This is a genomic window from Fictibacillus sp. NPDC058756, assembly GCF_042746035.1.
Classification (GTDB): domain Bacteria; phylum Bacillota; class Bacilli; order Bacillales; family Fictibacillaceae; genus Fictibacillus.
Window position 1 is genome coordinate 2,677,455 of the sequence record NZ_JBHYPU010000001.1, and the last position, 21,892, is coordinate 2,699,346.

Sequence of the window (21,892 nt, forward strand, 5' to 3'; positions counted from 1 at the left end):
CCTTTAACCAGTTAGACTAACCTACCCGTGAACAAGGAGTAGCCTATCGTGTTAAATTTTTTATCTTTTAATAAAAAACTTTTTTCAAATCAGACCGAAAGCTCTCAGTTCTTGTACAGGCATCAAGGTTCAACTTTAGTAATTCGAGTGTTACTTCTTCTGATTTTACAAGACCTTCAAAACGTAAGTCCTTAATCCACTCCCAAATATCTTCAAGTTTCCTCTTTAAGAAATAAAATTCAAAGGCATCAAAATCAGGAGACTCATATTTCATATATTTCCTGTATTCATTTAAGAATTGTCTAGCATATGTCTCTGTAATGATTAAAATCAGATCTTGTTCTTGTGGAGCAAGTTTTAGACATTCCCAGTCAATAAGCATAAGGTATTTCCCCTGCATAACATTCCAATTATGAGCATCTGCATGGGACAAAACAAACTGGTATGGTTTGCTTTTCAAAATATTTGATAAATACCTCATCCTGTTAATCTTTTCTAATAAAGTGCCTGTATACGGCTTCACAATTTCTAAAACGATATCATCAGTATTATCCAAATCGTTATTTATAAAAGAAGATAAGTATTCGCAGAAATCTATGTCAAAACTTTCGTTTACTTGTTGCTGTTTTAATTCATTTGGGATGTTTGAAGTGTTCTTATGAAGTATTCCAAGAATCTTCGCCAGTTCATTTACCTGATTTTGACTTAGCTGTTTGTCTCCAATTGTAGTTCCCTCAATATATTCTGAAAGCAAATACACATACTGTTCGTCTTCACATTTATTACTTTTCAATTTCGTAAAGATTGGATTGACGAGATTATTTTTTAAATCAGTATGATTATGCAACCACTTTACTAAGGGAGTATATCTATCAATTGCATCAATCCACTGAACAATGGACGGCTTTCTTTTGTTATATACTTTTAAAAAATACTTTTCACATTTATCTTCCACGAAAAATGCTAAAGCCGACCAGCCGCCTGGACGTTGTTCTATTGAAGTTGCTTCAATTCCATAGTTATCCTTCAATATAGCAGTAATCCGATTATTAATCTCCATCTGGTTCTCCTTTTTTTATTAAATGTTTTTAATTTCTAAAGGATATTATTCTTTTCATTATGGAATTCTTCCTTCTGCAAACTGCTCCGTTTAGCTTAAGTACAATCTTCACAAGCTTCTCCAGACTTTAGCAATATATAATTTTCTTATACAGTTTTATTCCACAATCTAGCCCGATGAATAAGGAACTCCCTCTTATTTAATGTCTTTTAATCCCTTTTCACTATAATTTGTAAGTTAAATAGCAATAAAATTTGCATACCAATACGCAGCTTGATAGAAATAATTGTCATCTTGCTAATACGTATGCGAATTGGGGTGCTAATTCGAATCCAATTTACATTGATAAATATCAACAAAAATAAGCCAGCTAATTCTTATGCGAATTAGCTGGCTATTGCTTTTATCTGTTTTGTACTCCAAAAGAGAACCTGTTAAGGTAAAGGAGACAGCTTCTTGTTTATTATTTTTTTGCTAATAAGTACATAAAATACGGTGCCCCAATTATCGTTACTATGATTCCCGCAGGAATTCCACTTGGATCGAGGACGACTCTTCCTATCGTGTCTGCAGCAAGGAGCAGTATTCCTCCTATTAATGCAGCAACAGGCAAGAAAGCTTGATGACGCGGACCTACGAGTGACCTTGCGATGTGAGGAGCCATCAGTCCAACAAAACCGATACCGCCGCTCACCGCAACGGATGCAGAGGCAAGTGCGACCGCAATCAAGATCAGGACAATTCGCTCCCGTCCCACATTCACTCCAACACCAATTGAAACATTTTCATGAAGGTTCAAGGTATTAAGCACATTTGACTTCAAGATTGTGATCGGAATCAGGATTATGATCCATGGCAGCAATGATAGGACAAACACCCAATCATCACCCCAGATTCTTCCCGCTATCCAGTTCGCCATAAATGAGTAATCTTCCATATCTAATCTTGTTGATAATGTTAGTGTTGCTCCGTATAATGCCGCGGCCAGACCTACCCCGACGAGCACAAGCCTCGTTGGCTCAACCCCCTCACCTTTTATGTAAGACATGATATAGATGACGGCCGCTGTTGCCATACCGCCTGCTAATGCAAAGAGCGGAAGCACGTATAAGAAGCTTGATGTTTCAACTGTGAAGAACATGATATAAACCACGACCATCAAACCTGCACCGGCATTGATTCCTAAAATACCAGGGTCAGAAAGCGGGTTCTTCGTCAAACTTTGCAGGATGGCACCAGATACCGCGAGCCCCATCCCCGCTAAGATTGCTACAAATATTCTTGGCAGCCGAAACTCAAACAAAATCAGATTTTCTCGAGTAGTGCCCTGTCCAATCACTGTCCGAAACAGTTCTGCAGGAGTGAGTGACGCAAAGCCAGTTGCTACACTAATTATAAAAACGGCTAAAAGCAGGATTATGGCTGCAATCGTTGTTATTCTAATTCTCTTAATCTGAGCAGGGTTCATCATGACAGTTTTCTTCCTCCTTTTCTAGCAAGGTATAGGAAGAAAGGGACACCGATCATAGCAACAACCGCGCCCACTGGTGTTTCATAAGGAGCGTTAACGGTACGAGCAAACGTATCTGCCAGCACCATCAGTACACTTCCAAAAATAGCCGAGCATGGAATGATCCAGCGGTAATCCGTACCAACAAGGAAACGTACGATGTGCGGAACCATAAGCCCAACAAATGCGATAGCTCCAACAAGTGAGACTGCTGCACCTGCAAGGATTAGTACGACCGTCATGAGAACAATTTTTGTCAGTAGGGTGCGCTGACCGAGCCCTCTTGCCACTTCTTCACCAAAACTAAGAATCGTGAGCTGTCTGGAAAACATAATGGCAATGAAGATTCCCACAATAACTACTGGCACAATCAGCTTCAGCTGTGCCCAGTTTGTTCCCGAAACACCGCCTGCTGTCCAGAATGCTAGGTCTTGAGATAGTTTAAAATAAAGCGCAATTCCCTCTCCTAACGAAGAAAGCAGTGCAGAAACAGCTGCACCGGCTAGGGTGATCCGGATGGGAGAAAGTCCTCCTCTGCTCATCGAGCCTAATCCGAACACCATTCCTGCTCCTATTCCTGCACCAATAAAGGAAATCATCATCACGGTAAAATAATTTGCACCCGTGTTAAAAGCGAACACACACGCAAGAGCTAAACTCGCTCCCGCGTTCAAACCAAGCAAGCCAGGGTCTGCAAGGGGATTTCTAGTCATCCCCTGCATGATTGCACCACTGACCGCAAACGCCGCACCGACGATCGCAGCACCAAGCTCTCTAGGTAATCGGAGGCTCATTATAATACGGTCCGCTTCCCTGCTAGGATCATAGTTTAAGATAGAATTCCACACAGTCGTAAAATTAATCTGGGCAGCACCTACTGATATTGCAAGACCCATACTCGCCAATAAGAGAATGAATCCAAACAACAGAATCACTAAACCAACGGCAGGCCTCGAGTACACTTTATTATCTTTTATGAGCTTGGTTTTTGTTTTGAACATGGCCTATTTTCCTTTTTGAGGCTTTTATTATTGCTTTTGTAAGTGATTGATTTCCGTTCCAGATGCTCGCTTTCCGCGGGGCGGGCGGTGAGCCACCTGCCGCTTTGCGCCTTTAGCCGTCTCACCTGTCCCACTCGTCCCGCAGGACAAGGAAAGTTTCGACAGCGTTACATCGCACGAAGAAAATGTGATTTTTCATTTTCGAGGAGTCTCGCATCTTACACTCCAATCAACTTTGTCAATGAAGGAGCGAAAAGAAAAACAACCTATTATTTCTTTTTCGTTAATTCTTTTACAATGAAATCTAATTCTTTTTCTAATGAGATCGGGTCATTGAAATAGAATGACTCTGAATCGAACTTAATCGCGTTTCCGTTCTTAACTGCCGGAAGCTCTTTCCAAACATCTGATTCCATGAATGAGTTATCAGGGTTGCCTGCACCTGATCCAACAAAGATATAGTCTCCTGCATATGTTGGAATCGTTTCAGTAGAAATTGCTTTCCAGCCAGGACCGAATACATCTTCTTCTAGTTTCTTAGGCGCTTTTAATTCAAGAGCTTGATAGATAACTTCTGTTCCACGGCCCCAGTTCTCACCGTAAACATACATGTCTTTTCCGTACGCTTCCATAACCATGAACTTTTTATCTTCACCGATCGCGTCTTTTACTTTTTCACGAGCGTCAGCTGCTTTCTTATCCCACTCTTCAACCCATGCTTTTGCTTCTTTTTCTTTGCCTACCATCTTACCGATCTCAACATGCTGTTCTTTATAGTCATATTTGTCATATGTCATTGTAGCAGTTGGAGCGATCTCTTCGTACTTCTTAATGTTCTTGTCATCTGAATACGTGATGATTAGATCTGGATTAAGTTCTAGAAGTTTTTCATAAGAATCTGCTGTTACCACTTCTGCTTTGTCCAGTTTGTTGCCATAGAATTTGTTCTGTTTCGGATATTCGTTTACCGCTATCGGCGTGATTCCTAAATCTAGCAAGTTACCAGCGTATGTAGCCGCCATCATCGCAACACGTTTTGGTTCGGCAGGTACTTTTACGTCTCCATTCTCGCCTTTATAGATTCTAGTTTCTTTCTTGGAGTCTTTCTCTCCTGAGCTCGCGCCTTCTTCTGATTTATTTCCGCATGCAGCAAGTGCGAACACAAGCAGCATTGTCATAAAAGTTACTAATAATTGTTTTGTACGTTTCGCCATTTTGTTATCCCCCATACATTCGATAATAAAAATCATTCTCAATTAACAGTAAAAAAGAAAGGCGATCAATTACGCCAAGTTCTCAACTAACTGAACATTTTTGATAAGATCATACGTAAGACAGACTGGCTTTCTCGTTCTTGGATCAACGCCGATCTCGGCATCGATTTTGAAAACGTTCCGAAGCACCTGACGTGTCATTACTTCTTCTGCCGTTCCCTCTTTCAGGATCGAGCCATCCTTCATCGCCACCATATGGTGAGCAAACCTCGCTGCATGATTCAAGTCATGAATCACCATCACGATCGTGCGTTTCTCATCACGGTTCAATTGATGCAATAACTCAAGTACTTCTAACTGATGAGAAAGATCCAAATATGTAGTCGGCTCATCCAGCAAAATAATATCTGTCTCTTGTGCTAAAGCCATCGCAATCCACACCCGCTGGCGCTGACCGCCTGAGAGTGCATCTACCGGACGATCCTTAAACTCAGAAACACCCGTTACGTGAAGAGCCCAGTCTATCACTTCAAAATCTTTCTTTGTCAGCTTTCCAAACCCTTTTTGGTATGGAAACCTTCCGTAAGAAACGAGTTCTCCTACCGTAAGTCCTTCTGGTGAATCAGGAGACTGCGGCAAGATCGCCATCTTTTGTGCGATTTTCTTCGTTGACTCCTTGCTCACGGCTTTACCATCTAAGTAAACAGCACCAGACTTCGGATTCAATATGCGAGACAACGTTTTCAAAACCGTTGATTTTCCGCAGCCATTCGGTCCGATAATCGTAGTGATCTTCCCATCAGGAATGGAAATGTTGAGATCTTTCACAATGTCCCGTTCACCATAAGCAATATGTAATTGTTCCGCATACAGTCTGGACATGTTTCGCCCTCCTTTTGTACTGTTTGAAGCTCATATATTAATCAATTGAAAATGATTATCAATCTCGTTTTTCATTTTATTGGATTGCCTCGAGTGTGTCAATACGTTTTATAAAGTTTTCACAAAGCTGTTATTTTTCCTTAACTTTTACGGTACGTGTTCTTTTATTTATTACACGTACTCTCAGGATTTGTAATGTACGCTCAAAACACATCGAGTACCGCTCCAAATAGTTTATGTATCGCTCAGAACCTTGCCGCTACGCTCAAAAACACCTTGTTTTCGCTCAACCAAGGATTTTCCTTCTGAAAAATCTTCTTTCAGACTTTATAATAATCAGTATTTAACAAAAAAAATGACACCAAAAGTTGAAGTACACACTTTTGGGTCAATTATTGATAAAAATTGAAATTTTTTTACCTATTCACTCGCTTCAGCTGCCATAGCCGCTGCTTTTGTAGGGTGAACGGTTCCAAACGGATGTTCAGGCGGCGCATAGATGGCATATAGTTTGATTGGTTTATCTCCTGTATTGGTAAGGTTGTGCCATTTCCCCGCAGGAATCATGATGGCAAAATCTTCATAAGCTTCCACTTGAAAGTCTAGTTGATCTTGGCTTTGTTTCTGATATTCATGACAACCTTCTGCTTCCACTTCATAAGCGATTCGCAATCCATCTTTGTAACTGTAGAAAGCCACCGGATCTACACGGTATTCGGGCTGTAATCCAGTAAGAGAACTATAAAGATCTGTAAATTGCTGCAGATGATTTTGTTTGCCTTCAAGTGCATAAAGAATGTGGTTCCTATGGTGCTGATTAGGCGCAGTATGTGCTAATCGCTGGCATAAATTGATCGCTGAAGCTTCTCTTTGGAGCGCCATAAGTATAGATTCCGCTTGTGAATGGTCAAAACGGCAGAAAGAATTATACACCTTGCTCATTCCCTTCAAAGACTTATGGGATTATCATATGCCTATGACTTAAGAAGGTACCCCCTTCTCATTCAGCGTGAAGGGTGGTATACTAGTCTTGCGATGAGCTAATTTGCATAAGACGAGATTGACGCGCCTTTTTGGCAATGCACTATGTGGAGTGCTGTCTCTCGCCGCAATACGCATAAAAAGACGTCCTGCTGGGCGTCTTTTTTCTATGCTATCTTTTATCTCTCCATTTTTGAAAAATATTAAGGATAAAAATAGTAAAATAAATCGTAACTAAACTTAGAATCGTTCTTTGCCAATTTTCTAATCCATCACTTGCTGTAACAACAGTAGCCGATACGGCAGCTGCAATTAGTATATGACCCACTTTCAAAAGCTTATCCCCTCTTTAATTTTAAGTCCTAACAATCTTGAGAATTCTATAGCTTGGTTGGGTGAAACTTCGCACCCTTTTAAACTTTCAGCAGTGACATTTATCTGCTCGTAGGTGCACGTACTGATATCCATTCCTTTTAGAATCGTCTGTGTAAAATCCACATCGTTAAGATCGCAGTGATTTAAACGAACCTTATTCAATTTAGAATCAAAAAAATTAGCGCTTCTTAAAGACGTCTCCTCGAATCTAACTTGTTTCAAGCGCGTCTCTGTAAAATTGCTTAAATTCAAATCGCAGTTTTCGAAGTGGACATTACCAAGATTAGCCCCTGAAAAGTCTGCACCTAACAGTTTGCAATCTTTAAACACCGATCTATGTATAATCCCTTCACACATGCGTGTATTAGATAAATTACAGTTTTCAAAAACCACATCCGTCATATCGATGTTCATAAACGTACAATTAATGAAAGTTGTATTCTTAAAAATAACCTTTGAAAATACAACTTTATCAATTACCTCATTGTCTGCTTGGGAGTTAACGACTGTACAGTTTATGAGTTCCGGCTCTTCTTCATAAAAAATATCATGGAAATTAGCACTTCTTAAATCAGGATGAATTTTGGGTGATTCAATTTTAATTTTTGACATATTCCACCTCTGTTTTCTTCTAACTGTTCATTAACTTTACAAGAAAACAAAATGGTTTATAAGTCTTTATTTTTTCTCAAGATTGTGAGCAATGAGGCATCTCTCGTTATTTTCATTTGAACACGCACTCTATATGCCTTATTTAAAATAGATCCACAAGAAAACTAAAAAGACAGCTTTATGCGGTCTAAAATGATTTGTCTATTTCATGATAAAAGTCATGGTTCACCTTCCCTACTAGCGTTACCTTTCATAGTCATTTGTAATGGTAATGTTTTTAACAACATAACCTTTATTTAGAATCTTTGTTAATAACGCCTCATCAATTCCCTCTTTAAACTCTTTGTCGTACCAGATGACGACTTCAATTTCTTGTTTAGCTAAATCGATTACTTCTGCTCTAGCATGTTGATGGTCGGGCAATAGTTTATCCGCGATCGATTTAACATCAGATGTAGCTTGTTCACTGAAAGCTTCATATTCATAAGAATCTCTTATTTCTTTGTTCTTTCCGTATAGCCCCACATGAAATACGATATTAGGTTTTGCTTCAAAAAAAGCATATCCATCATATTTGTCATGGAACATATCATAACTTACTTCCTTAATCATTACGGGTTTATCATACTTATATTCTAGGTAATCCTCAAACTCCTGTTTGTAATAAAAATAATTCCAAACAAGACCATATTTCACATACCCCGTTGCTAGTAAAATAGTAATGAATATAGAAACCAGTAATATTATGGAACGTTTCTTCAAGTTTTTCCTCCTGCTCTTAATCATATATCTTTAAAAACGTTGATTTCCTTTTATTTCCTTTAACAACTCTGCTATTCTTTTATTTTGTTTATGATTTTTCCTAAGCTGGCTTTCGATTCCAAAAAGTGTAATAAAAATCAAAAGAAACCCCCTGCTGTATTAAGTAACTGCTCCTCCGCTAGCACTGGAATTGTTGCGTTTTTCGATCGCATTGACGCCCATCACAACCGCGATTAGTTCTTCCGTTGATAGTGAATCCGAGTAATTCTTCAATTCGAAAGCTGCTGATTGGAAAAATCCGTTCACTTTCTTGAACGTAGCTACTTCCGCTTTATTCTCATCAAGAATTGTATATTCTTTTGAAAAAGCTGGTGATTCAATCTCATATGCAGCGTTATTGGTGAGATAATGGTACCGCTTTGAGAAGAATGCAAATGACGATTTCACCTCACCCAATTCATTCCCATCCGGCTTTTTGATGTTCCATCTGCTTGAGAAAAAAGGAAAGCTTCCTTCAACAACGACTTCTCCTTTTTCATTCTCCACATTCAAACTCGAACCGAATGTACTTTTTAAATCAATTTCTCCAAGTTTTTCTTGAGATTCATTGTAAATATCCGTTTTCCCTGAAGAGAAAAAATTGTCATTGAAATATACGCATTTATCCATGTTCAGCACTCCTTAATGTCATTCATAATATTCCATAGAATTTGCAGTCTCTAAGAGGTCATCAATTGTGATTTCGGACCCCATCATCATTAAAGCGTAATAACGTTCATTTCTTTTCCATCGTATTTCTTTTGCTTTTGGTGTATCCACATCAATCGTCACTTTTGTACCGTCTTTAAGCTTTGTGGTTTTGGGCTTGCCTTCATTATGAAAGGTTGATTTTTTGTTATGAAACATGGTGACTTGCAGAAGCGTTCCGTCACCCTTTCCATAGAGGAATTCGGTATGATGAATCTCGCCTTTTGGATCACCAGGCGGGTCTCCTGCGTATATCAATTCCACGTTTTTAGGTTTGAATGGCAGTTTTTTTGGAGCAGCTAAATTTTCCTGCACGCTCTCAGGCAATTCTTCTGCTACTTCCTTTACATGCGGGTGATCTTCTTTTAATTGTTCAACAGTAGCATTACCGTTTTCACTGCTGCATGCCGTTAGCAAAAAAAGTAAACTTGCCATAATCATTTTTTTCATAGTGCACCTCCTCCTCTCTATATTCCACTGATTGGAAGTATATTCCTTTCGAGTATTAAGTAAAATGCGCTCTGGTGTGCATGTTTAAAGGAGTAAAAGGCAATAACTTGGGATAATAAATAAGCGTGTGGTAGCATGATACTTATTATTTATGAGGAGAAACGGGGTGATTGGATGAGACAGCCACATAGAAAACACCATTGGCTCGGAAGGCTGCTCGCTTCGGACCCTGGGCTAATTCGCTTTTATAAAGCTGGCCGCGCGACGATCAGCCTGATTGCCTCAGTTTTTACAACATTATTAATCATGAGGGCTGCTGGTAATTCAGTGATAACACCTGCGATTGTTGCCGGTATGGCGGGAATGCTTGGAATCATGGCGGTCATGGATGACACGAAGGAAAAGATGAAGGTCACCACCTTGCTTATGGCCCCCTCTGCCATGTTCGGGGTAACGATTGGCTCTATGTCTGAGAATGCGTATTACATCGATGTGATGATGATCATCATTATTTTTTGCAGTTTTTATTTAACTCGCTTTGGGGTGCGGTATTTTTCATTATCGATGATCGCTTTTATGACGGTTTATATCTCGTCTGTTTTGAAGCTGCACAGCAACCAGCTTCCTTGGTTTTTCGCTGGTATCACGATCGGTATTCTATATGCGTATGTTGTGAATTTTATCCTTTTTCAAGGCACGGCAAAAAATCTGAAGAAAAGTATTCGCTCTTTTCATTTTCAGAGCAACCTTACCTTTAATCTTTTACTCAGTGCCATGAAGGACCCGCAAGTAAGTCTGAAACGCAAAAAAGATCTTCAGAAAAATGTACTTAAGCTAAAAGAGTACGCCGTGATTGTGTCGGGATACATAAAAGCAGAAGATGTTAATGAAATGTGGCCCGGTTTAACTGCTTCACAGCTTCGGTTATACGTTTTTGATACCGGGATGCTTGCCGAAACATTATCTGATTCGATCCGGAGTTTAAAGAATGCGGATGCCCAAGACCTGGAAGAGATTAGACCTCTGCTCATCGAGGTTACCCAGTCTCTTCGTGATGCGGAAGTGCTTGCTATAAATGCTGAAAATCAGAATTTAGAAGGAGCAGAACGAGCCGTTCAAAAGCTGCGTCTTATGATTCTGGACCTCTTGAATCGTGATCAAGAGCCAAAGGGCTGGCTATTTTTGATAAGACGTATTGAATCGATCGCGAACCATGTGATTGAAGGCGCTACTACGATACAACAGTCTTTGCATGAAAAAAAGACTGTCACAGCTGCATCAGAAGAAACGGAAGTAGAAGAAGATGCTCCAAAAGAAGATACAGGTTTGAAGCCTTCTACGAAAAAAGCTTATCAGGCGTTGGCAACTGGTGTTCTGTCCATCTTTATCGGAGAGATCATATCCCCTACACAGCCATACTGGGTTCTGCTTACTGCGTTTATCGTCCTGCTTGGAACTGAATCGATCGGCCGTATTTACACGAAAGGATACCAGCGTTCACTTGGGACTATTATAGGGGCAGTGATCGGCTTTTTGATGGCAAAGCTGTTATCCGGTCAGCCAGTTATTGAAGTCATTTTGCTGTTTGCCGTTATTTTCTTAGCTTTTTATTTACTCACCGTATCGTACACGATGATGAGTTTGTTCATCACGATGCTGATCGCGTTCATGTATGATATCTTGCTTGGCGGTATTACGTTTGAGCTTATCGGTGCCCGCGTTCTTGATACGATTGCAGGTGCATTGATCGCACTAGTTGTTTCAACGATCATTTTTCCGAAGAAAACCAAACAAAAAGTGGCCGAATCCATCAATGAATTTTTTGAAGAACTTAAACCATATGTTACGGAATATGTAAAAAGTTTTCGCGAGGATGTAAACGTTAAAGAGCTTTCTGAAAAAGGGTTTACGCTGGATCAAAAGCTGAAGGCTATAAGAGATGAAGCTCAAACTTTAATGCAGCGGCCAGGCTCTCCTGCCCATACGGATATGAGCCGGTGGTTCACGGTGCTGTCTGCCATCAATTATTACGCAAAGCATCTCGTCGCTTCATCCTATCGAAAAGGATTCGACTATCCAGAAGAATTGGTAGGAGTGTTCAAAATGGCCGAAGAAAAGCTTGGGCATAACATCGATACACTAATGGAACTGCTTAAGAGAACCGAACTGGAAGAACCTCTTATGTACAGTCTTGAAAATGAGCGCGAGCAAATCGAGCGACTCGCTCCAAGCAGAAAACAGTCTCAGCGTGACTTAATCCATCATCTTTATTATGTGTGGCGGATCAATCATTCGCTCATTGAACTGGGTACCGAGTTAGGTGCGGCTGAAAAATAAATTCCTTTCATAAAAAAGACCTCTTCTCCACAATCTAACAGAGTAAAATATTTTCATGAGGAGCTGAGTTCGAATGAGACACCACCATCATAAAGGAAACAAGGATAAAAACATCACTTCCCTGCCCCAAGTACCTAAGAATCAGATCGCAGATTCAAACAGTGAGGAATATGAATTCGCAAAAGAATTGAACGCTGAGTACGAATTCGAAAAGAAGCCTGGTTTTGATACAACTGGGGTAAGACGAAAATCTGAAGAAGAATAAAAGGATGAACGACTGATTTAAATAAAGGTTTATCAGCAAAGAAACAGCCAGACCATTTGGTTTGGCTGTTTTGGTTTATGCATTCATTCTTTAAGCTTTAAAAAAAGGCACTATGAAAGTGCCTTTTTCTAGAACATGATTGACTTGACTTGGTTTTCCTTTACAACAATTTGAACTTGTTTGTTTTTCAATTCTAGCTCTTCATGTGGCTTTTCATTTAAGTTCGTGAGCACAGCATATTCCGTTTCATGCGGGAGTTCATATGCTGCCTGTTTTTCTTCATTTGTTGGATTATAGAAGCGTAAGATCAAATTATTTTCTTTTTCAGCCTTTTTCAAAGTACTCAATACGACGTTTGGCTCGACCTCTTTAAATAAACTAAACGATAGAGGTGTCTTTATTCCAGAATTGTTAAGCTTCATGGCGTCGTGTGGAATTTTATTATATGTTTCAACAGGTGTTAGATATTCTTTTGCAATTCGTGCCAGGTTTGCTTCATGAGTGTGTGTTGAAATTGCAAAATCAATGGTTTGCTTTCCAATCATTTGAGAATCAGGAGTTGGTAATTTAATTCCAGATGGTCGTCCTGGTCTGCGCAGCATTTCTTCTTTACCAAGAAATCCGACACTCCTAAATAAAGTTATGGCAAGGGTATCAAAATTTTCACCTGTGATTTCATATTCTCTCGTGCTGTTGGTAAGTACACTTACACCATAATCATTATTTGAAAGACCCGCATAGGTTAGCATCGGATAAATAGGATCTGGACGTTCGTCCCAATCTTCTTGTTCCCATACGTGTATGGCAGGGTCTATTACAGGACGTTTGATTAAGCCGAATTGATTATCGGATAGCGAGAATGCCGACGCGATGTTTGTCGGGATTAATGCTCTAAGCCGGTGATCCTTTGCATGATTGTTTATCTTCATTTTACAGTTGATTATCGGTTTATGATTTGGAACAGTAATATTCATATGAATCTCAACTGAATTATCAATCTCCTTCAATTTTCTTTTCTCTAAATTTGAAGGGACATCTAATCTATAATCTATTTCGATTGTAGTTTCATAACGGTTTTGATTCATTTTTACAGCTGCATTTACTTGGTCACTATAGATCACGTCTTTATTTGGCAATGGAGAGAAATCATATTCGTCTCCGTCATCTCCCTCATTTTCTAAGAGAAGAACATTCTCAAAGAGCTGCTTCAATTTTTTATCATAGATATTTAATGTTCCATTCGAATTAACCGTGATTTCGTAAAAGTCCGTATCCACTTTGTCCGCTTTAGAGACAGAAGATGGGGTTTTCTGTTCACTTTCTGAAACGAAAAACGTTTTATATCCCATTGCAGGAAGTGTTTCTTTAAATTGAATCGTATAGTTATAAAAAGGATCATAGTTCCCATAATGTACGATCTGTCTATCAATTAGACCAGGGTCCATGATTTCACTTTCAAGGATTTCGAAATCCAATTCATTGCCATCTTTATCTACTAATTTGAATGATTTCAACTTCGTTATCACATTCGTTGTAGTTACTTCGTTACGTTCATAAGGCAATAAATTGAAAACCGTTAAGCGATCTTCTTGTTTTTGAGTATCTAAGCTATCAACGATTTTACGCTTATAAAATTTAATCAACTGATCGACTTTTTCTTCAGCCAGGAAAAAACGATTGATTATTTCCCTGTGCACTTTATCAGAACAGCAGCAACCGATACTGTCGTGTGCATGATTCTTCATGATCTCCTTCCAAATCAGCTCAATTAGACCGTGATGATATTCAAATCCAAGGCTATATGCAAGTGAAGCTAATGGTTCTAATAAATTTGTGATTTTATTTTCGATTCTTGTGTTCGCAGCCTTAATATCCATTCGAGTCGAGTAGATACTGCGATGTACTCGCATGTATTTACCATCTAAAAACTCACCTTTTAAAGTTGGAAGATCCTGCTGCTTCTCAATTTCTGCAAACACATTTTCATATTTACTTAGGAAAAATTCCCGATCTGGGTAAAGCTTCCGCAACTTCTCAATTACCTCAAAAATATTCTTCTGAATGGGCATCTGATCATGACCATTAGGTAAAATGATGTTTTCTGTCGTTGCTCCTCGATCTAACACAGTGAAGTACTTATCCATCCGCTTTTGAAGAGCTTCTTCTTCCTCTGGTAAATACTTGCCTATCGCATAACCTAGAGGGAATAATTGTACAAGTACCTTCGATCCATCCTCTGTTTGCCAATAGAACTCAGTTTTGTCCGTACCATGGCGCTCTGACGTCCCCCGCCAAAAGATGGAATAGTTTATATCAAATCCATTATAGATCATAGGCATCTGTGCTGATTGTCCAAATGAATCAGGGAGATAGCCAATACGCATAAAATCTCCATACTCTTCACAATCTTTTATTCCGTATAATAGATTCCGAACGATTGATTCAGCTCCGACAATCATCTCGTCTGTCTGTGTATACCAAGGACCGATAATTAACCGGCCCTCTTGAACAAGTTTTTTTACACGTTGTTTATTTTCTGGTTTGACCGCAAAGTAGTCTTCTAATATAGAAGTTTGTCCATCCAAAACATAATAAGGATAATCCGGATTACTTTCTAACATATCCATGATCTCTTCCATATTGTTAACTAATAAAATTCTAGATTCTTCTGTTGAGAAATACCATTCTCTGTCCCAGTGCATATGTGGAACGATATGAACATTTTTCATTCTATTCTCCTCCATCTATGCTGCTTTTTTCTGTGAAATTTCTTTCTTTTTATATTTACGAGTAAGAATCAGCAGAACCATCGAAATAAATGCTCCGATTAGTGCTGCCCCAAACCAAATGGATGCTGCTAATAAAAGTGAGTTCCCTTGCAGCAGGGCAAGTGAGAAAATACCTGCCCCCGGTACATTTAAACCGATATCAAAATAAGCAACGATTGCACCTGTAACAGCTGATCCTGCAATCAATGACGGTATAACTCTGAGTGGATCATTGATCATGAACGGGATGGCACCTTCTGTTATCCCCGCTAAGCCCAGCAGCCAGGTTTGCTTCCCGACTTCTTGTTCTTGTTTTGTAAAATATTTTTTCCCGATAATCGTAGCGCCTGTTACTGAGAATGCTGAAACCATCTTGACAGACGCAAACGCCGCATATGGAACGATATTTCCGCTAGCCATTGCACCAATACAAAACGTGTACGCTGCTTTATTTATTGGACCTCCAAGGTCAAACGAAACCATAGCTCCGATAATCGCACCTAATATTATTGCGTTTGCACCACTCATGCCTTCTAGCCATTGAATAAGTCCTTCATTTACAAATGCCAATGGTTTTCCGATCACAAACAACATGATCGAACCAACAACTAGTGTTCCGATTACAGGATAGAACCAGAAGCTTACAAAGCCAGCGAATGTCCCTTTTGGCTTTACGGTCTGTTTCAAGTATTTTAAAAAGTAACCCGCTAATAAACCGCCGTAGCATACCACCCAAGAAGCCGCTTCCAATTAAGTTTGCCGCAACTCCTGCTGCAAAGCCTGGTCCTAAAGCTGGTTTATCCGCAATAGAGTAAGCCATATAAGCAGCTAGAATCGGAATCATCAGCTGACCCAAAAGCGTGCCACCGAGCTGTCGCAACAGCCACAACCATGAGCCCTCTGTATCATAAAGTTCTTGAAGTCCGAACGCTTGAGAAATAAACACTGCAGCTGCGAGAGTCATTCCACCTGCAACAATGATTGGAATGATATATGAGATTCCGGTTAATAGGGAATCCTTAATCTCTGTTTTTACTGATTTTTGTTCTGTGTGGTCATCAAGGGAATGATCAGCAGGATCATTTTTGGGTTGATTTTCAGCTTTCGTTAACGCTTTTTGTAAATTAGCTTTAGCATTTCTTAGTGGTTCTGCAACTGAAGTTTTCACCTTAGGAAGATGTTTAAAGCGTTCTTCATCCTTTACAGCAACATCTACCGCAAAGACCACTGCATCTGCTTGCTGCAATTGAACCTTTGTAAAGCGGTCTTCTATTCCATTTGCGCCTTGCTTTTCAACGAATACACGAATACCCATTTCATTACCGGCTTTTACTAAAGCTTCTGCGGCCATATAAGTATGTGCAATTCCAGCTGGACAAGCTGTTATCGCCAGCACCGTCTTATTAGGGTTATGCGTACTTTTCGTTTTTTCAATTTCATGCGATTGATCTAGACGATCATATAATTCTTGATTTGTTTGCGCCTGTAGCAAATTATTTTTATATTCTTCATTTGATAACCTGGTTACGAGTTCTGATAAAAGGGAAAGGTGTGTTGATCCTTCTTCATTTTTTGGAATCGCTAACAAAATTACTAATTCTACTTGGTTTTCAGGATTGATACTCTCCCAATCCCCAATCGGTCTTTCTAATGTAGCAACAGCGAACACTGCTTCTTTTACTGCTGATGATTTTCCATGAGGAATCGCTAAACCGCCTTCAAATCCAGTTGGTGAAAGTGATTCCCTATCCATAACAGCCCGGTAAAACTCCTCTTCTGAATGAAGCTTACCCTCTGCCATCAACTGCTTAATGAGATATTTTATTACCTCGTCTTTGGAACCAAACGATTTTTTTGTATTAAGCAAGGATACTGATGTTAATTTTTTTAACAACATTTTTGTAACCCCTTTCAATTTTCCGTGTTCCACTTTGGTTACATACTAGCAAAAAAAAAATAAGAAGTTGGATTCTTCTTATTTGTACACAGATATTTTATTTTCTTCGTTCTTTTTGTGTATTTATACACATCATCTAACGGCATTCCAATAGTATTCAGAAAATGCCCGTACAATCAGCATAACCGGTGTTTTATCCGTAATGTTATAATCGTTAAATTTTATGGCTGGAGAATAACAAAACAAATTAACGTCTGCTAAATATTGAAGCGTATTTTTGTTAAAGTGGGTAAGAGAAATAATACGACTGCTTTTTTCCTTTGCAATCTTAGCGACATCTAAAACTTGTTTGGTTTCACCAGACAAAGAGATGAGAAACAGAACATCTGACGCTTCCATTTGGTTTACTTCATGAAGCATATCATGTCTATGGTTATAATATTCCCCATGCTTCCCCACCACTTTAAGGTTCTTTACAACCATTTCACAAAAAGGCGCTGTATCACCAACTGCAAAGAAAAGAACACGACGAGCCTCTTGAATTGCCTTTGTTGCGGAAGCAAATTTATTTTTATCTATCAAATCTATTGTCTTATAAACATTAAAAACGAGTTGGTCTTCTGACTCTTCAGCTTTAGGTGCTTTGATTTCTTCCTTAAGGCTTATCTTCATCTCAGAAAACCCTTCATAGCCTAACTTTTTTGTTAACCTCGTAATTGTGTTTGGAACAGTATAAAGTTTAGACGCTAGATGCTGGATAGATAAGGAGGTAGCTTCTTCTTTGTTATTGAGTATATATTCGATAATTTGATCTTCTGTATCATTAAGTTTGTATTCAAATTTATGAACTCGCTCTTCAAATAACATGATTAAATGGAACACCTTCTTACTTTATTAATAAGTAAGGTTATTATATCCGAAACAAGAAGAAATCCGAAATCATGCATTCATTACAAAGAAAAGCAAATCTGCTACTTCGTTTTTTGTTTTACGGTACGTGTTCTTATCTTTATTACACGTTCGCTCAGAATCATGCTCCCTTCACTCCAAATCCCCTTACTTTCACGCAGAACACCTCGAGTTCCACGCCGTTTTACTTTCGTTTCACGCAAACTCCATCTCGTTTCACGCAATCCCCTCTTACAAGCTCACTTTATAGCGTAATAAAGCCTTTAGTGGTAATATATTTCTTTGTTGTGATGAACGTTTTTATTGTTTTATTTATTTTATTGATGTTTTGCCTGTTTTTTTAGGAGGAATCATATGAAAAAACAAATTATGACCGCGCTGCTGCTTGTCACAGTTCTCGCGGCAATGGAAGGTACGATCGTCAGTACCGCGGTACCGCGAATCACAAGCGATCTTTCGGGAATCGAGCTCGTGAGCTGGGTCTACGCGGTGTACATGCTCGCGACTGCGGTATCGACGCCGATCTATGGGAAGCTCGCAGATCTGTTCGGCCGGAAGAAGGTTATCTTATCAGGAATCGTCCTTTTTTTAGTTGGATCTGCACTTTGCGGAATTGCCATGTCGATGGAACAGCTTATCATCTATCGCGCGATTCAAGGTCTTGGTGCTGGAGCGATTATGCCGATCACGATGACGATCATTGGAGATCTCTATTCCGAAGCGAAGGACAGAGCGAAAGCGCAAGGCTGGATTTCAGCCGTATGGGGAGTGGCTGGCGTTTTAGGACCACTGATGGGCGGCTTTTTAGTGGATACACTTTCATGGCGCTACATCTTTTTCCTAAACATTCCGTTCGGTCTTCTAGCGTTCTTCATGCTCGTCGTTAACTATAAGGAAGATCTTACAAAAGGAAAGCCATACATTGATTATAAAGGTGCTGTAACTTTCTCGTTCGGGACGATCGCTTTTCTCTATGCCCTCCTAACTGGGAGCCAGCAGCAGGAATGGACGAGCCCGGTGATCATCGGACTTTTCATCTTTGCACTTATTACATTTATCGTTTTTGTAAGAATCGAATTAACATCGCCGGAACCTCTTATTCCGCTTAATCTGTTCAAAAACCGAAGTGTTCTGATCGTTAACACGTTAACGCTCATTGTCGGTGCCATTATTATCTGTATCACGATTTACTTGCCGATCTGGAGTCAGGGAGTTATGGGAAAAACCGCGACACAAGCAGGTTTCATCCTCATGCCTCTTCCGGTGTTTTGGACTCTTGGGTCGTTGATTGTTGGGAACCTCGTCGGAAAGATTAAAGAAAACTGGATTATCACGCTCGGATTAACGGTGGTTGCCGCAGCATCAGCCATCTTCTTCTCATTAACCGCACATTCTCCGGAGTTCTTGATCTATGTAGCATCAGGCGTGCTGGGGCTCGGAATGGGTCTGATGATGCCAGTCTTTATGCTGATCATACAGTCCTCGGTTCCATCAAGCAAAAGAGGGGTGGCTGTGGCATCGAACACCTTTACCAACACATTCAGCCAGACACTTGGTTCAGCCGTTTTCGGAACGATCTTCAATATTATTACTCTTTCAAAAGCAGAGAAAGCTGGCCAAGACGACCTAAACCTGAACGCATCCTTTGAACATGGGAGATTTCCAACCGAAAAGCTTGATCAGCTTCAAGAGATATTGGCTTCAGGCATTCATGCAATCTATGGCGTGATGTTGCTGCTCGTAATTATAGGTGTCAGGATATCTTTCTTGCTTGTAAAACAAAGGGACCAATCCGTTGAGGAATCTTCATATTAATGCAAAAAACACGCTTGGAAGTATTCCAGGCGTGTTTGTTTTCATTCATGGTGTCATATATAAATGACTATTTTTGGATTAAAGGGGTAAATCTCGTGGATTCATACAAAACTCAAACTTTTTGTGTGGTGTTTAATAACCAGCTAACCACGTTCTCTTTGAAGCACGAGTCTTTCCAAGCTGTAATGGCTCCAAGCTCACCATTTATTTTTATGAGATTCTGAAAAAATTGATCCCCGATTAGATAACCTAACCGATTATAACCAAACTTCGAACCTCCACTTATGGAAAACCATTCTTTAAAAACTGCGAATGGTGTTAAATTTGTGACATCCCTTGCAAAATCCGAGATGATTTTTTCTTTGTTTTTACCAAAAAACTGAAGCCATTCTTCTCCTTCATCATCAAAAGAAAAATATACAGATTCATTAATGCCTTTTGCTGTTTGTCTGGAAAAGTGGGTTGCCGCACCTTCTTGATATAGCCAAGTTAACGGACTGTTCCAATCGACATTCGTCCAATCTATTCCTGTATCATTTGATATTATGTTATGCGCCGCATGACCAAACTCGTGTGCTACGATCGTTCTTAAGTGGTCTGGGACAGGTGATAATTTTTCCAGAGCAAAGGTGATATTAGGAATGATTTGACGGTATGTATATGCATTTGACCCAAACCCTCCTACAATGAGGTTGATGTCCACGGGAAACGACACTTGATAGTTGTTCTTATAGTGTTCATCTGTTTCACGTATAATAGGCACAATATATTTGTAAACGAGGTCAATGTCAGATAAAACTCCTGGATATTTTTCTAATGAAGCTTGATGCCTTTCTTCTGTATCTTTGCAATGGTATGCAAAATATTCTTTAAATATCTCCGGGTACTCCCCATAATATTTCCTCAAGAATTCGATAGAAGAATGATAGTTTTGATTAAAATATGGAATGGTATCAATGATCTGCATTTTATCCCCCATTGCCTTTGCCCCTTTTTACTAATCTTACCATATTCTATGAATAACCATCATATCCGTCTATACCATGCTGCATCCTACCTCATATACTATTACATCTAGTATTCTGAGGGGAGTGGTGCTTATGGGTAAAGATAAGGAAGTTTATGAATATGATGGCCATCTTGCTATGTTTTTGGCTGTCATGTGTCATCAAGCTTATCAATTAAGTGACGGAAAAACGTTCACACTCCCCAGCGGATATTTTCTTAAGTGCTCCATCCCTTCTGTTTCAGGCGAGATATTCGGTTTTATCGCAGAATCTGATGATCACGTTGTCGTCGTTTTTCGCGGAACCTCAACGGTAAATAACGTATCCTCCTACTTAGACATCCCTCAAGTTACGTACCCCTTTGTGAAAAACGGCGGTAAAACGCACCGCGGAATCACCCGCATCTATTCAGCAGCCCGAAGTATTATTCTAACAGTCCTGATGAGACTTTCCCCAGAGAAGAAACTTTTTGTGACTGGCCATAGCCTCGGTGCTTGTCTGGCTACACTTTTCACATTAGATGCTGCTGTGAACACACCGTTTAACAACCCCATTCTTTACACCTTTGCTAGTTTGCCGATTGGCAACACGGAGTTCGTCAGGAGATTTTATAAAGAAGTTAAAAACAGCATACGCATCATAAATGTGTACGACACCGTTACGAACCATATAACACCTTTATTATTTCGGAAAGAACCTCTTATGAACATGCCAGTCGGAGAGGAGCTTCGTTTGAATTTTGAAAACTGCAGTGTCAGGCTAAATCATAAAATCGTATGCTATTTTCATCAACTACGTAAGATTTATCCGAAGTTCGCGAAAAAAATATGCAAAGAGAACCCTGGTTTTTGCCCGGATACGTCTAGGTGCAGTGGAGATTTTTAAACCATAAAAAAACCACAGTGGCGTAACGTTTTACTGTGGTTTATACATAGAATTTACTTGTTTGTGCTATGCTGCTTGTTCGGCAGTTTTTGTCCAGGATTACCTTTCCCCTGCTTTTTGTTCTTTTCTTGTTTCTCCTGATCATCATGCAATTTTTCTACAAAATCACTCGTGTTTTCCATCGTTTTTAGCCTCCTATGGATTATTCATTTGTTACTATTTCCCTTTAGGAGGAAATTACTCATTTTCGTTTCCTAAGATAGAACAATTTCCTAATTTACCCTATCCTTTCATATCAAAAACCTGTCTAAAGTATAGTTAGTAGGATAGTACAGGAATTTGTCACAACTTCCTACTTTTAGGGTGATTTAGAATTCTGTAAAAATAGAGCAAGTGCTTCATGTTCACTCTTCTC

20 protein-coding genes and 1 pseudogene are annotated in these 21,892 nt (G+C 39.5%); 4 read left to right on the plus strand and 17 right to left on the minus strand.

Going from position 1 to position 21,892, the window contains the following annotated elements; genetic code table 11:
• Positions 1-67: 67 nt before the first annotated feature.
• The 11 genes from ACFW35_RS13700 to ACFW35_RS13750 form a co-directional block, all read right to left on the minus strand.
• A complete protein-coding gene (locus tag ACFW35_RS13700; RefSeq protein WP_379846471.1) occupies positions 68-1,060 on the minus strand; it encodes an aminoglycoside phosphotransferase family protein in 993 nt (330 codons plus the stop codon).
• 463 nt (positions 1,061-1,523) lie between these two features.
• Positions 1,524-2,531 carry a FecCD family ABC transporter permease gene (locus ACFW35_RS13705; protein ID WP_379846473.1) on the minus strand — a complete coding sequence of 336 codons (1,008 nt, stop codon included), beginning with the start codon at positions 2,529-2,531 and terminating at the stop codon, positions 1,524-1,526.
• Positions 2,528-3,571 (minus strand): FecCD family ABC transporter permease, encoded by a 1,044-nt coding sequence (locus ACFW35_RS13710; protein ID WP_379846474.1) that lies wholly within the window; start codon positions 3,569-3,571, stop codon positions 2,528-2,530. The genes ACFW35_RS13705 and ACFW35_RS13710 overlap by 4 nt, the downstream gene beginning before the upstream one ends.
• 269 nt (positions 3,572-3,840) lie before the next feature.
• Positions 3,841-4,785, minus strand: a complete 945-nt coding sequence (locus ACFW35_RS13715) for an iron-hydroxamate ABC transporter substrate-binding protein (RefSeq protein ID WP_379846476.1) — start codon at positions 4,783-4,785, stop codon at positions 3,841-3,843.
• Positions 4,786-4,854: 69 nt separating this feature from the next.
• On the minus strand, positions 4,855-5,667 hold the full coding sequence (locus ACFW35_RS13720) for an ABC transporter ATP-binding protein (protein ID WP_379846477.1): 813 nt from the start codon (positions 5,665-5,667) through the stop codon (positions 4,855-4,857).
• Between the two features lie 420 nt (positions 5,668-6,087).
• Positions 6,088-6,600, minus strand: a complete 513-nt coding sequence (locus tag ACFW35_RS13725; protein WP_379846479.1) for a hypothetical protein — start codon at positions 6,598-6,600, stop codon at positions 6,088-6,090.
• 220 nt (positions 6,601-6,820) lie between these two features.
• Positions 6,821-6,982, minus strand: a complete 162-nt coding sequence (locus ACFW35_RS13730) for a hypothetical protein (RefSeq protein ID WP_379846480.1) — start codon at positions 6,980-6,982, stop codon at positions 6,821-6,823.
• Positions 6,979-7,635 (minus strand): pentapeptide repeat-containing protein, encoded by a 657-nt coding sequence (locus ACFW35_RS13735; protein ID WP_379846482.1) that lies wholly within the window; start codon positions 7,633-7,635, stop codon positions 6,979-6,981. Before ACFW35_RS13735 ends, ACFW35_RS13730 begins: the two co-directional genes overlap by 4 nt.
• 243 nt (positions 7,636-7,878) lie before the next feature.
• Positions 7,879-8,397 (minus strand): hypothetical protein, encoded by a 519-nt coding sequence (locus ACFW35_RS13740; RefSeq protein WP_379846483.1) that lies wholly within the window; start codon positions 8,395-8,397, stop codon positions 7,879-7,881.
• A 159-nt stretch (positions 8,398-8,556) separates the two neighbouring features.
• Positions 8,557-9,066 carry a hypothetical protein gene (locus tag ACFW35_RS13745; RefSeq protein WP_379846485.1) on the minus strand — a complete coding sequence of 170 codons (510 nt, stop codon included), beginning with the start codon at positions 9,064-9,066 and terminating at the stop codon, positions 8,557-8,559.
• An 18-nt stretch (positions 9,067-9,084) separates the two neighbouring features.
• Positions 9,085-9,594: a hypothetical protein gene (locus tag ACFW35_RS13750; RefSeq protein WP_379846486.1), complete on the minus strand. Its 510-nt coding sequence runs from the start codon at positions 9,592-9,594 to the stop codon at positions 9,085-9,087.
• Positions 9,595-9,768: 174 nt separating this feature from the next.
• Here ACFW35_RS13750 and ACFW35_RS13755 point away from each other — a divergent pair, with 174 nt between their 5' ends.
• Together ACFW35_RS13755 and ACFW35_RS13760 are read left to right on the plus strand one after the other, a co-directional pair.
• Entirely contained in the window at positions 9,769-11,931 is a 2,163-nt protein-coding gene (locus ACFW35_RS13755) for an FUSC family protein (protein WP_379846487.1), read from the plus strand.
• A gap of 73 nt (positions 11,932-12,004) precedes the next feature.
• Complete coding sequence (locus ACFW35_RS13760) at positions 12,005-12,196, plus strand: YfhD family protein (protein WP_379846489.1); 192 nt, start codon at positions 12,005-12,007, stop codon at positions 12,194-12,196.
• Positions 12,197-12,324: 128 nt separating this feature from the next.
• On the opposite strand, the gene mngB is transcribed toward ACFW35_RS13760, so the two are convergent.
• From mngB to ACFW35_RS13780, 4 genes and pseudogenes are all read right to left on the minus strand, one after another.
• Positions 12,325-14,925 carry a mannosylglycerate hydrolase gene (gene mngB, locus ACFW35_RS13765; protein ID WP_379846490.1) on the minus strand — a complete coding sequence of 867 codons (2,601 nt, stop codon included), beginning with the start codon at positions 14,923-14,925 and terminating at the stop codon, positions 12,325-12,327.
• A 15-nt stretch (positions 14,926-14,940) separates the two neighbouring features.
• On the minus strand, positions 14,941-15,696 hold the full coding sequence (locus ACFW35_RS13770) for a fructose-specific PTS transporter subunit EIIC (protein ID WP_379846492.1): 756 nt from the start codon (positions 15,694-15,696) through the stop codon (positions 14,941-14,943).
• Positions 15,697-16,141: 445 nt separating this feature from the next.
• Positions 16,142-16,861, minus strand: a pseudogene (locus tag ACFW35_RS13775) (fructose PTS transporter subunit IIA); the annotation flags it as partial.
• Positions 16,862-16,993: 132 nt separating this feature from the next.
• The gene (locus ACFW35_RS13780; protein ID WP_379846493.1) at positions 16,994-17,728 is read right to left on the minus strand and encodes a MurR/RpiR family transcriptional regulator; all 735 of its coding nucleotides are present in this window, start codon (positions 17,726-17,728) and stop codon (positions 16,994-16,996) included.
• Between the two features lie 396 nt (positions 17,729-18,124).
• Between ACFW35_RS13780 and ACFW35_RS13785 the strand changes: the two genes are divergently transcribed.
• Positions 18,125-19,585, plus strand: a complete 1,461-nt coding sequence (locus tag ACFW35_RS13785; protein ID WP_379846495.1) for an MDR family MFS transporter — start codon at positions 18,125-18,127, stop codon at positions 19,583-19,585.
• A 112-nt stretch (positions 19,586-19,697) separates the two neighbouring features.
• Here ACFW35_RS13785 and ACFW35_RS13790 read toward each other — a convergent pair whose 3' ends face one another.
• A complete protein-coding gene (locus ACFW35_RS13790; RefSeq protein WP_379846496.1) occupies positions 19,698-20,564 on the minus strand; it encodes a hypothetical protein in 867 nt (288 codons plus the stop codon).
• Positions 20,565-20,685: 121 nt separating this feature from the next.
• On the opposite strand from ACFW35_RS13790, the gene ACFW35_RS13795 reads away from it, so the two are divergent.
• Entirely contained in the window at positions 20,686-21,477 is a 792-nt protein-coding gene (locus ACFW35_RS13795; protein ID WP_379846498.1) for a lipase family protein, read from the plus strand.
• A 53-nt stretch (positions 21,478-21,530) separates the two neighbouring features.
• Here ACFW35_RS13795 and ACFW35_RS13800 read toward each other — a convergent pair whose 3' ends face one another.
• On the minus strand, positions 21,531-21,659 hold the full coding sequence (locus ACFW35_RS13800; RefSeq protein WP_077362638.1) for a DUF4023 domain-containing protein: 129 nt from the start codon (positions 21,657-21,659) through the stop codon (positions 21,531-21,533).
• Between the last annotated feature and the right edge of the window lie 233 nt (positions 21,660-21,892).